Here is an 11,777-nt window from a genome sequence, read left to right as displayed (position 1 = left end):
GGCCCGTGCGCGACATCGTCACGGCCGTATACGAGATCGAGTCGGCGCTGCCGCTGGAGGAAGTGGCCGGCGTGATGGCCGGTGAGCAGTCGTGCGGCACCTTCGTGGCCGTGGCCCGCGAGACCGCCGAGCTGCGCGCCCGGCATGCGGCGACCGTACGGGCCACCGAGGAACTGCCGCCCAGCGGCAGGCCTCCGCTGCCAGGGGCCACCGGCGACCCACAGGCGCTCCGCCGCGGGCGCGTCAGCATCGACTTCCCGCTCGCCAACTTCGGTCCTTCGCTGCCCAATGTGCTCGCGGCCGTCGCGGGCAATCTGTTCGAGCTGCGCGAGGCGGCGGCGCTGCGCCTGGTCGACCTGGACCTTCCGGCGGCGTTCGCCGAGGCGTATCCGGGCCCGCGGTTCGGCGTTGCGGGCACCCGGCAGCTGGCCGGTCGCCCCGAGGGCCCGCTGCTGGGCACCATCGTCAAGCCGAGCATCGGCCTGTCCGAGGACGAGCTGTGCGCACTGGTGGCGGAGCTGGCCGAGGCCGGCATCGACTTCATCAAGGACGACGAACTCCAGGCCAACCCGCCGGGCCTGCCGCTGGCCGAGCGGGTGCCGGCCGTCATGGAGGTGCTGAAGCGGACCGCCGACCGCACCGGCCGGATGCCGATGTACGCGTTCAACATCACCGACGACATCGACCGGCTGGCGTACAACCACGATCTTGTGCGGGACGCGGGCGGGACCTGCGTCATGGTGTGCGTGAACTCGGTGGGGCTAGCCGGAACGGAGTATCTCCGCCGCCGTTGCGAACTGCCCATCCACGGCCACCGCGCGGGATTCGGCGCGTACTCCAGGTCCCCGCAACTGGGCATCGCCTTCGGGGCGTTCCAGAAGCTGGCGCGCCTGGCCGGGGTCGATCACCTGCACACCAACGGCATCGCGAACAAGTTCTACGAGTCGGACGAGGAGGTGCTCGCCTCCATCCGGGCGGTGCGCACACCGCTGCTGGGCGGCTACGGGTGCCTGCCCGTACTGTCCTCGGGCCAGACTCCCGGCCTGGCGCACGCCACGTACGAGGCGGTGGGCACGTCGGACCTGCTGGTGCTGGCGGGCGGGGGCATCCACGGGCATCCGGACGGTTCGGCGGCCGGGGTGCGGGCGTTGCGGGAGGCGTGGTCGGCGGCGCTCGACGGGGAGTCGCTGGACGGCCGGGCGGCAGCGGTTCCGGAGCTCGCCACGGCGCTCGCTAAGTTCGGGCGGCGGTGATGCCCCGTATCGGCTTCTACGGCGATGACTTCACGGGGTCGGTGGACGCGCTGCTGCAGCTCCGGGAGGCCGGTCTGGGCGGCGTGCTGGTTACCTCGCCGGATGTCGAACCGCCGCCGGGTGACCTGCAGGTGGTCGGCATCGCCGGCACCTCCCGATCGCTGCCGACACCGGCCATGGCGGCGGAGGCGGGGCCGGCCCTGTCCCGGCTCCGCGAGCTGGGCGCCGAGGTGGTGCAGTACAAGGCGTGCTCGACGGCCGATTCTTCGCCGGACGTCGGGAGCCTCGGGAGGGCTGTCGAACTCGGCCGTGAGGTGTTTCCGGCAGCCGTACCGGTGCCCGTCGCCTTCGCACAGCCCGGCTTCGGGCGGTACACGTTCTTCGGCCATCACTTCGCCCGTGACGGCGCGCAGGTCCACCGCCTCGACCGGCAGCCGACGATGCGGCGCCATCCGGTCACCCCGGCCACGGAGTCGGACCTGCGCCTGCACCTGTCGGCCCAGACCGACCTGCCCATCGGCTCCCTGCACTGGCCGGCGCTCGCCGATCCGGCCGAAGTGGCCAAGGTCCTGAACGGGGCGGGCGACGCGGCCGTGGTCTGCGACGCATTCACCGACGAACACCTCGATGTCATCGCGGCGGCGCTCATGGCCGGTGCCTCCCGACCGCGCTTCGTCCTGGGGGCAGGCGGTCTGAGCGGCGCGCTGGGCCGAGCCCTGGAGGTGGACGACCGGCTCCGCCCGCTACGTACCGAGGCCACCGCCTCATCCGTGCCGACCCTGGTGCTCAGCGGCAGCCGCTCGGCGCTGACGCAGCGCCAGCTGACGGCGGCGGAGCGGGCCGGCTGGAGCACCGTCGACCCCTTCGGCGCCGAGGCGATACGGCGCATCCGCCGGCATCTCGCCCGCGGCACGAGCGTCACGGTGGACTCGACCCTGGGCGAGGCGCCGCGCGCGAGCTCCGCCATCGAGGAGCGGCTGGCCGAGATCGCCGCCGCCTGCCTGCGGCAGGAGCCGACGACGCGCCTGGTGCTCTGCGGCGGCGACACCTCGGGGAACGTACTGCGGCGCCTCGGGATCCAACGGCTCTCCATCGAGAACCGCCCCTGGGGCAACGTCGCCGTGTGCGTCGCCGTCGGCGCCGCACGCCATCTCCGCGCGGTCGAAGTCGTTCTCAAGGGCGGCCAGATGGGCCACGAGGACCTTCTCGACGACGTACGCCACGGCCGCCCCCTGACCCCGCATTCTCCGATCTGAAAGGCGCCCATGCTCACCGACACCAGTGCCAGCCCGCACGCACAGATGACTTCAGTGGCGGCGGGCGGCAGCGTCATGGCGGGGGAGAGCCCCCTGGCGACGCTCCGCAAGCGCGCGCTCGAACTCACCATCCCGAGCATGGGCGCCATTATGTTCTCCCCGACCGTGGCCCACGCCTACGAGAACTTCCGCGTCGCGGCCGGGGACACCGAGGGCATCCACGACGGCCCGCCCTTCATGGACGGTGACCTCTACAAGTGGCTCGAAGCGGCGACGTTCGCGGCCGCCGACACCCAGGACGGTGAACTCCGTGCCCACCTGGCGAAGGCCGCCACGGCGATCGAGCGGGCGCAGCGCGCGGACGGCTACCTCCACACGAAGACGACCATCGCCCAGCGGTCGGGGTCCGACCTGCAGCCGTTCAGCGAGCGGATGGACTTCGAGACGTACAACTTCGGCCATCTGATGACCCTCGCCTGTCTCCACTACCGGATTACAGGCGACAAGGGCTTCCTCGCGCCGGCAGTGCGCGTCGCCGACTTCCTGATCAAGGTGGCCGACACCACGCCGGAGCTGCTGGCCGACTGCAACATCTGCCCCTCCCACTACATGGGCACCGTCGAGCTGTACCGGGTCACCCGCGAAGCCAAGTACCTCGACCTGGCCGGGCGGCTCCTCGACCTGCACGGCGGCAAGGGCCCCGAGGGTGGCGACGACAACCAGGACGTGCTGCCCGTACGGGAACAGCGCGGCGCCGTCGGTCACGCGGTCCGCGCCAACTACCTCTGCGCGGGCATGGCCGACTACGCGCTGGAGACCGGTGACCCGGAGATCATCGAGGCGCTGACCAGCATCTGGACCGACCTCGAGACCTCGAAGCTCTACATCACCGGCGGCTGCGGCGCCCTCTACGACGGGGCCTCGCCCGACGCCGGCCAGGACTACTGGTCGGTGACCCGTACCCACCAGGCGTACGGCCGCCCGCACCAGCTGCCCAACACCACGGCCTACAACGAGTCCTGCGCGTCTCTGGGCCTGGTCATGTGGGCCTGGCGGATGCTCAGCCTCACCGGTGAGTCGCGGTACGCGGACGCGATCGAGCGCGTCCTCTACAACGCGCTGCCCGCCATGATCGGCGCGGACGCGACGACGTACTTCTACGTCAACCCGCTCCGGCAGGTGCGCGATCTGCCGTACGGCCTGCGCCGTCCCGGCGACCACAAGGACGTGCCACCGCCCCCGTCCCACGAGCGCATGCGCCAGGAGTACATGCGCGCCTGCTTCTGCTGCCCCCCGAACGTCGCACGCGTCATCGCCGAACTGCCCTACTACGTCTACTCGTCGGGCCCCGCCGACCTGTGGGTGCACCAGTTCGTGACGGGCAGCGCGACGACCACCTTCCACGGCGTGCCGGTGACGGTGACGCAGACGACGGACTTCCCCGCGTCCGGCGACATCACGCTGAAGGTGAGCGCCGGCGCCCCGGTCCGCGGTGCGCTGCGCATCCGTGTCCCCAGGTGGGCGGACACGGTGGAGGTCCGCGTCGACGGCGCCCACATCGACCGCGTGGAGAAGGGATACGTCGTCGTCGACCGCGAGTGGAGCGACGACACCACCGTCAACGTACGCATCCCGATGCGCCCGCGCCTGACGGTCGCCCATCACTTCGTGGAGGAGGCCACCAACCAGGTCTGCGTCGTGCGGGGCCCGGTCGTGTACTGCGTCGAGAGCGCCGACCTCCCCGAGGGCACCGGCGTTGAATCGGTCGCCGTGCGCGCGTCCACGCCCTTCACGGAGACGGCCGGAACCGACCTCTTTGCGGGGCATGTGCTGCTCCAAGCGACGGCCGCCCGGCTGCCGGACCAGGTCCCCACGGGACAGCTCTACGGCGAACTCGACACCACACCGCCCACCGCCCTGGACATCACACTCGTGCCCTACGCGCTGTGGGCGAACCGCGGCCCGGGCGAGATGTCCGTCTGGCTCCAGCTGCTGCGCTAATCCATCCACTCCACGAAAAGGATCCCCTCATGAGCCGGATCGCATTTCTGCACACCGGAGCGGTGGTCATTCCCACCTTCACCGCACTCGCCGCCGAATATCTGCCGGACACGGAGGTCCAGCACCTCCTGGACGACCGGATCGTCGCGGATCTGGGCCGCGGGGCCGCCCCCGCCGACATCGCGGCCCGGCTCTCGGCGCTGGGCCGCGCGGCCGAGCGGGCCGGGGCGTCGGCGCTGGTCTTCAGCTGCTCGTCGATCTCCGCCTACGCGACTCCGCTGGCCGCGGAGCTGGGGCTGCCGGTGTTCCGTATCGACGAGGCGATGGCGGACGAGGCGGTGCGCGGCGCGGACAAGGTGAGCGTCGTCGCCACCCTGCAGACCACGCTGGGGCCCACCGCCGCACTGCTGCGGGAACGGGCGGAGCTGCACGGGCGCGAGGTCGAGCTCACCGAGGTCGTCGTCGAGGGCGCCTTCGAAGCCGTCGCCGGCGGCGACCGGGAAAGGCACGACACCTTGGTCGCAGCGGCCGTCGAACGCCAGGCCGCGACCGCCGATGTCATCGTCCTCGCCCAGGCGTCCATGGCGACGGCCGCCCAGCGATCCGCCGTGGCCGTCCCGGTTCTGAGCAGCCCGGAGCTCGGGATGCGGCGCATCGGCCAGAGCTTCGGAAGGGAGGGTGCTCGCTGAGGCGCGTCAGTCCCGCACGGCCTGTGCCAGCAGCTCCTGCAGGCGAAGGCCCCGACCGGCGTCGAGGTCGGTGGAGCGGCCGGTGCGGACGGCCGCCGCGAATTCGCGGCGGAGGACCGGCCAGCACTCGTCGTGATCGATGTCCGCCGTGTCGTAGACCAGGTCCCGCTCCGGGCCGTAGAGCTCGATACGCGTCTTGGACCGGGCGAGCCGGACCGCGCCGGAGAGGGACGCCTGACTCACGGCGCCGCTCTCGTGCTCGCAGGTGAGCTCCACCCAGCGGCGGGGGTCGCCGGTGGCGCGGACCGAGGCGATGGGGCCGACCGCCAGGTCGAGGAGGTCGATCAGGTGCGGGCCGAGATCGAGGAGGGCGCCGTGTTCCAGGCGCCAGGCCGTGGCCTGGTCGCCGCCGAGGAAGGCGCCGTGGAGGTAGCAGGAGCGGGCGCCGGTGACGTCCATGCGGGCGGCGCGGGAGAGGAAGTCCCGGGTCGTGGGGTGATAGCGCTTGGTGAGGACGAGTTGGGAGACCACGCCCTGTTCGGCCACGGCATCCGCCAGCGCGCGGGCCGATGCCAGGTCGGGGCCGAGGGGCTTCTCCAGCAGGAGGGCCTTGCCCGCCTTGGCCGCCGTGATCGCCAGGTCGGCCTGGACCGCGGGTGGTACGGCGAAGGCGACCGCCTCGCAGGTGTCGAGGAGCGCCTCGAAGGAGGCGGCCACCTCGGCGCCGTAAGGGGCGGCGGTCTCTTCGGCGGCCTCGGGGCGGCGGGCCCAGACCGCGGCGAGTTCGGTCTCCGGGCCGGCGGCGAGCATCCGGGCGTGCATCGTACGGGCCCAGGGGCCGGCGCCGACGAGTCCGACGCGTACGGGCTTCACTGCTTCCTCCCGCGCGCGGCCAGCCGCGCGTCCGCTGTGTCAGGGGCGTACAGGTGCTCCACGACCATGGCCGCCGCGCCCGCCAGGCCCGCGTGTTCGCCGAGGCGGGAGGTGACCACCTCCAGGTGGGCGGTCGTGCGCGGCATCGCCCGCTGGTAGAGCACCTCACGGACGCCGGTCAGGAACGGCGTCCCCGCGAGATCCCCGGCGATCATCAGCACCCCGGGGTTGAGGAGCGTGACCACCGTGGCCAGCACCTCACCGACCCGCAGCCCCGCATCGCGCGCCAGCCCCACCGCCTCGGGCTGTCCGGCGGCCAGCTGAGCCCGTACGTCCGAGCCGGAGGTCGTCGGCACGCCCAGCTCGGTCAGCCGGCGGGCCAGGGCGCCGCCGCTCGCGACCGCCGCCAGGCAGCCGTACGAGCCGCAGGCGCAGAGCGCGTCGGCGCCGTCGTGGAGCCGGATGTGGCCGATGTCGCCCGCGCCGCCGTCGATGCCGCGGAAGATCTGGCCGTCCACGACCACGCCCGCGCCGATGCCGGTGGAGACCTTGATCAGGGCGAAGGCGGTGCAGTCCGGATAGCCGGCGCGCTGCTCGCCGAAGGCCATCAGGTTGGCGTCGTTGTCCACCAGCACGGGCACGTCCTCGGCGCCGCCCGCATGCCGGGCGAAGGCCTGCTGCAGGCGATCGCGGATCGGATAGCCGTCCCAGCCGGGCATGATCGGGGGCTGGTTGACCCGGCCCGTCTTCCAGTCGACAGGACCTGGCACGGACAGGCCGATGCCACAGACCTCCGCGGCCGGCCGGCCGGTCTCCTCCAGCAGGGCCGCGAACCAGCGGCCCAGTTCGTCCAGTACGGCCTCGGGCCCCTCGCTGATCCGCAACTCGCCCAGCCGCTCGGCCAGTACGCCGCCCGCGAGATCCAGCGCCGCGGCGCGGGCATGGCGGGTGTCGAGGTCCACGGCGAGCACCAGCGCGTGGCCGGCGTCGAACTCCAGCCGTACCGAAGGGCGGCCGCCGGTGGACGTGCCCGCGGCGTCGCGGATCCAGCCCGCGGCGAACAGCGCGTCCAGGCGGTTGCCCACGGTGGACCGGGACAGGCCGGTGGCCTGCTGCAGCGCGCCGCGTGTGACGGCGCTGCCGGAGCGGATGAGCGCGAGCAGATGTCCCGCGCTCGACTGATTGCCTGCCACCGAGCCTCCCTGGTTCAGCTCTTGTCCGCGCCGCTGGTGAGGCCCTCGGTGAGGAGCCGCTCGGCCGCGAAGAACAGGAGTACCACGGGAATGGTGAGGATCACCGAACCCGCCATCAGAACCGTCTTGGAGACCTCGATGCCGTTGGACAGCTGGGCGAGGCCGAGCGAGACCGTCCACTTCTCGGGGTCGGCGGCCAGGAAGAGCAGGGCGAAGAGGAACTCATTCCACGCGATCATGAAGACGTACAGCCCCGTGGCCATCAGCGACGGCAGCGCCAGCGGGAGCACGACCTTGCGGACCGTCTGCAGGCGGCTGCAGCCGTCCAGGGCCGCCGCCTCCTCGATCGAGTACGGGATGGTGACGAGGTAGTTCTTCAGCATGTAGATCGACACCGGCACCGTCTGGGCCACGTACACGATCGCCAGCCCGACCAGGCTGCTGGACAGGCCCACCTTCGCGAACATCACGAAGAGCGGGACGGCCAGCAGCGTCGCCGGGAAGAGGTAGACCGCCAGGAACATCGCGCTCACCTGGCGGCCGCCGAAGAACTTCAGCCGACTGACGGCGTACGCGCCGGGCACCGCCGCGGCGAGGGTCAGCACGACCGTGCCCAGGGACACCAGAGCCGAGTTGAGCATCAGCTTCAGGAAGCCCTGGCCGCCCTCGGAGGTGGGCTTGAGGACGTCCCGGTACGTCTGGAGGGTGAAGTCCTTGGCCGCCACCCACAGCGAGCCGGGGTCGACCAGCAGGGAGTCGATCGGCTTCAGCGACAGCACGATCATGTAATAGAAGGGCACGAGCGTGATCAGCGCCAGGAAGGCGATCACCACCCAGCGGGCGACCCCGAAGAACCGCTCCTCGAACTGTGCGCGCGTCATCAGGACTCCTCCTGCACCCTCTTGGCGAAGAACTTGAAGTAGATGCCCAGCAGCACCATCAGCACGACGGCCAGCACCAGTGCCTGCGCCGCCGCGGCGCCCACGTCGTAGCGCGAGGTGAGGAAGTCGTAGACGCGCACGGCCGCCACGTCGGTGCCGGAGCCGCCGCCGGTCAGCAGGTAGACGTCGTCGAACTTGTTGAACGTCATGATGAAACGCAGCACGCACAGCAGCGCGATCACCGGCATCAGCTGCGGCAGCAGGATGTGCCGGAAGCGCTGCGAGGGCGTGGCGCCGTCCACCAGCGCGGCCTCCTCCAGGCCGTCGGGCACGGCCTGCAGCCGGGCGAGGAGGAAGAGGAAGGCGAACGGGAAGTAGCGCCAGATCTCGAAGGCGATGACGGTGAAGAGCGCGAGCGGAATGTCGAAGTGCCAGCCGAGCAGGTTCACTTCGTACTCGCGGGTGGAGAGGAAGGCGATGGGGTCGTCCCAGCCGAAGACGCTCTTGCCCCACTCGTTGACGATGCCGTACTGCGGGCTGAGCGCCACCTCCCAGACGAAGGCGACCGCGACGACCGGCGCCACGTACGGCAGCAGCATCGCGCCGCGCATCAGGCCGCGGCCGCGGAACGGCTTGCGCAGCGCGAGCGCCGCGACCAGGCCGAGCAGGACCGAGCCCGCGGTCGCACCGATCGTGTAGATGAGCGTGGTGAGGAGGCTGGACCAGAAGCCGGCCGAGGCGAAGACGTCGGTGAAGTTCTCCAGGGACCAGTTACCGAAGAGGCCCATGCCCTGGATGTCGACGAGCTTGGCGTCCTGGAAGGCCAGCAGCACCGTCCAGAGGATGGGGATCAGCACGACGACCAGCACCACCAGGAAGGTGGGCGTGACGAAGGCGAGTCCGGCGCGGTTCTCGCGGCGGCTGGCGGTCATGGGACGGCTCGTTACGGACCGGCCGCCTGCCGGTCGTCTGGGTCCGGGCGTCGTCGCCCGGCGCTGCGTTGTGGTCATGGGTTACGTACCTCGAGGAAGCGATGCGGGGCCGGCCGGCTATTCAAGGGACTGCTTGAGGGCGGCGACTTCTTCCTGGGCGTCGCTCGCGGCCTGTCGTGGCGGGATCTGGCCGCTGGTCAGGGCGCCGATGGCCTTGGCCACGGGGAGCTCGCCGTTGGTGGCGCCGACGAGGGCGCCCTCGCCCTGGTCGATGCCCCAGCGCTGCATGTTGCTGACGCCGTCGGCGAGCTGGTCGAGCAGCTCGTCGGAGAAGATCTGGTCCAGGGGCTTGCGCTTGTCGACGCCCATGTCGCTGGACCGCCAGGCGTCGAGGTACTTGTCCGGTGCGGCGGCGGTGCCCTCGCGGACCGGGATCTTGCCCTCGGGCGCCATGCCGAACCAGTCCTCGTAGCCGGCGCCCATCATGTACTGGATGAACTGCTTCGAGGCGTCGGACTCGGCGGTCTTGGTCGTCAGCCAGGACGTGATCTCGCCGAACTGGGCGGGCTCCTTGCCGTCAGGACCCTTGAGCGCGGTCACGATCCCCGTGTTGTCGGCGAGGAACTCCGGGTCCTTCTTGCACTCCGGGCAGCTGGGCAGCGCGTCCTTGCGGAGCGAGGCCAGCTCGTCCAGGACGAACGAGGACCAGATCATCATCGAGGAGCGGCCGGAGAAGTAGGTGGCCCGGGTGGTATCCACGGTCTGCGTGCCAGGGGCGCCGTGTTCGCGGGCGAGGGTGTCGTACGTGCTGAAGGTCCGCTCGCAGGCGGGGGAGTCCAGGCTCACCTTCCCGGCGTCGTCGACCAGGTCGCAGCCGTTGGCGAGGGCGAGGTTCTCGAAGGACTGCTGGGTGAAGACGTCGGCCGGGTCGGTGGCGGCGGAGATGCCGTCGCGGCCCTTGGTGTCGAGGCCGTCGGCGGCCTTGAGGAGCTTGCCGAAGGTGTCGGGGACCTCCAGGCCCTGCTTGGCGAGCAGGTCCTTGCGGTAGAGGAGCAGCTGCAGCCAGGCGTCGGAGGGGACGCCGAGCCGGGTGCCGCCGTCGGAGGTGAGCTTCAGGGCGTTGGCGTTGAAGGTGTCCTTGCCGAGGCCGTCGACCACCTCCGCCGGGATCTTCGTGTTCAGCAGGTCGTTGCTGTACATCTGCCAGGCCTGGCCGAGCGGGACCGCGCCCAGGACGTCGGGAAGCTTGCCGGAGGCTGCGGCGGACATGATCAGCTGCGGCAGCTGGTTCTCGTCCACGCCGACCAGCTCGACCTCGATCCCGGTGTCCTTCTCGAACCGGTCGATGATCTTGTTGGTGTGCGCGACGCGGTCCGTCAGGTTCTCCTCGGACCACACCGTGATCTTCTTGTCCGCTTTCGCCGGGCCGGTGTCGGCGCCGCACCCGGCCAGCGCGCCCGCGCCGAGCGTGGCGGCGAGCAGGGCCGCGGTCGTCCTCGACCGCAGGAACCGCATTCGCATGTCGTGATCCTTACCGCACTTAGGCCTTGTCGACCTGCATCTCACCACCACTTTTGCTTGTTGACAAGACATAAGTGTGAGATACCTTCTTCATAAGCGGTTTACCTGCACCCCACCACCGGAGCCACCACGTGGAACGCGTCGTCCAGTTCACCGGCCCCCGCCAGGTCGAAGTCGCCGAGCACGAGAGCGCGCCGCTGCCCGCCGGGCACCTGCGCGTCCGCACCCGCTACTCGGGCATCTCGGCCGGCACCGAGCTCACCGCCTACCGCGGCACGAACCCGTATCTGACCCGCACCTGGGACCAGGACGCCCGGCTGTTCCGCGAGGGCGCGGCCGGCATGGAGTACCCGGTCGCCGGCTGGGGCTACTCCGAGGTCGGCGAGGTCACGGAGGTCTCCCCGGAGCTCGTCGGCACCCCGGGCATGCCCGCCGTCGGCGACCTGGTCTGGGGCATCTGGGGCCACCGCAGCGAGGGCATCGTCCCGGCCGGGCGCATGGTCGGCCACACCCTCCCCGCGGGCCTCGAACCCCTCGCCGGCGCCTTCGCCCGGGTCGGCGCGATCGCGTACAACGCGGTGCTCGCCGCGGGCATCAACCTCGGCGAGGACGTCGCCGTCTTCGGCCAGGGCGTGATCGGCCTGCTCACCACCCGCCTCGCCGAGCTCAGCGGCGCCACCGTCACGGCCGTCGACGCGCTCGACAACCGCCTGGAGTGGGCCGGCAAGTACGGCGCCGCCCGCACCCTCAACGCCCGTACGGACAGCGTCGCCGAGCGGATACGGGAGGCCACCGGCGGCCGCGGCGCCGACACCGCCATCGAGATCAGCGGCGTCTACCCGGCGCTGCACGAGGCGCTGCGCTCGGTCGCCGTCGACGGCAAGGTGGTGGCCTCCGGCTTCTACCAGGGCGACGGCAACGGGCTGCGGCTGGGCGACGAGTTCCACCACAACCGCGTCCAGCTGATCTCCTCCCAGATCGGCGGCGCGCCGCCGCACCTGGCGGGACGCTGGAGCGTCGAGCGCCTGCAGCAGACCTTCCTCGCGCTGGCCGCCGCCGGCCGTGTGGACGTCACGTCCCTGGTCAGTCACGTGCTGCCGGTCGCCGAGGCCACCGACGCCTACGTTCTGCTGGACGAACGCCCCGCGGACGCGCTGCAGATCGTCCTGGAATTCTGA

10 protein-coding genes are annotated in these 11,777 nt (G+C 71.2%); 5 read left to right on the top strand and 5 right to left on the bottom strand.

Going from position 1 to position 11,777, the window contains the following annotated elements:
• The first annotated feature begins 5 nt into the window (after window positions 1-5).
• The 4 genes from ACNNMR_RS01330 to ACNNMR_RS01315 are packed head-to-tail and all read left to right on the top strand — an operon-like array spanning window position 6 to window position 5,199.
• Window positions 6-1,253, top strand: a complete 1,248-nt coding sequence (locus ACNNMR_RS01330) for a ribulose-bisphosphate carboxylase large subunit family protein (RefSeq protein ID WP_419992603.1) — start codon at window positions 6-8, stop codon at window positions 1,251-1,253.
• The gene (locus ACNNMR_RS01325; protein WP_420000233.1) at window positions 1,253-2,509 is read left to right on the top strand and encodes a four-carbon acid sugar kinase family protein; all 1,257 of its coding nucleotides are present in this window, start codon (window positions 1,253-1,255) and stop codon (window positions 2,507-2,509) included. The genes ACNNMR_RS01330 and ACNNMR_RS01325 overlap by 1 nt, the downstream gene beginning before the upstream one ends.
• Window positions 2,510-2,554: 45 nt before the next feature.
• Window positions 2,555-4,510, top strand: a complete 1,956-nt coding sequence (locus tag ACNNMR_RS01320; protein WP_419992602.1) for a glycoside hydrolase family 127 protein — start codon at window positions 2,555-2,557, stop codon at window positions 4,508-4,510.
• A gap of 29 nt (window positions 4,511-4,539) precedes the next feature.
• Complete coding sequence (locus ACNNMR_RS01315) at window positions 4,540-5,199, top strand: aspartate/glutamate racemase family protein (protein WP_419992601.1); 660 nt, start codon at window positions 4,540-4,542, stop codon at window positions 5,197-5,199.
• A gap of 6 nt (window positions 5,200-5,205) precedes the next feature.
• On the opposite strand, the gene ACNNMR_RS01310 is transcribed toward ACNNMR_RS01315, so the two are convergent.
• The 5 genes from ACNNMR_RS01310 to ACNNMR_RS01290 all read right to left on the bottom strand — a co-directional run bounded on the left by ACNNMR_RS01310 (window position 5,206) and on the right by ACNNMR_RS01290 (window position 10,599).
• Entirely contained in the window at window positions 5,206-6,072 is an 867-nt protein-coding gene (locus tag ACNNMR_RS01310) for a Gfo/Idh/MocA family protein (RefSeq protein WP_419992600.1), read from the bottom strand.
• Complete coding sequence (locus ACNNMR_RS01305) at window positions 6,069-7,265, bottom strand: ROK family protein (RefSeq protein ID WP_419992599.1); 1,197 nt, start codon at window positions 7,263-7,265, stop codon at window positions 6,069-6,071. The genes ACNNMR_RS01310 and ACNNMR_RS01305 overlap by 4 nt, the downstream gene beginning before the upstream one ends.
• Window positions 7,266-7,279: 14 nt before the next feature.
• A complete protein-coding gene (locus ACNNMR_RS01300; protein WP_419992598.1) occupies window positions 7,280-8,146 on the bottom strand; it encodes a carbohydrate ABC transporter permease in 867 nt (288 codons plus the stop codon).
• On the bottom strand, window positions 8,146-9,078 hold the full coding sequence (locus ACNNMR_RS01295; protein WP_419992597.1) for a carbohydrate ABC transporter permease: 933 nt from the start codon (window positions 9,076-9,078) through the stop codon (window positions 8,146-8,148). The genes ACNNMR_RS01300 and ACNNMR_RS01295 overlap by 1 nt, the downstream gene beginning before the upstream one ends.
• A 117-nt stretch (window positions 9,079-9,195) precedes the next feature.
• Entirely contained in the window at window positions 9,196-10,599 is a 1,404-nt protein-coding gene (locus ACNNMR_RS01290) for an ABC transporter substrate-binding protein (RefSeq protein WP_419992596.1), read from the bottom strand.
• Between the two features lie 131 nt (window positions 10,600-10,730).
• Between ACNNMR_RS01290 and ACNNMR_RS01285 the strand changes: the two genes are divergently transcribed.
• The gene (locus ACNNMR_RS01285) at window positions 10,731-11,777 is read left to right on the top strand and encodes a zinc-dependent alcohol dehydrogenase (protein ID WP_419992595.1); all 1,047 of its coding nucleotides are present in this window, start codon (window positions 10,731-10,733) and stop codon (window positions 11,775-11,777) included.

Origin of the sequence: Streptomyces boninensis (genome assembly GCF_048572725.1) — a bacterium.
GTDB lineage: Bacteria > Actinomycetota > Actinomycetes > Streptomycetales > Streptomycetaceae > Streptomyces > Streptomyces boninensis.
The sequence above is the reverse complement of the archived record's forward strand: the minus strand, read 5'-3'. Positions and strand labels throughout refer to the sequence as shown.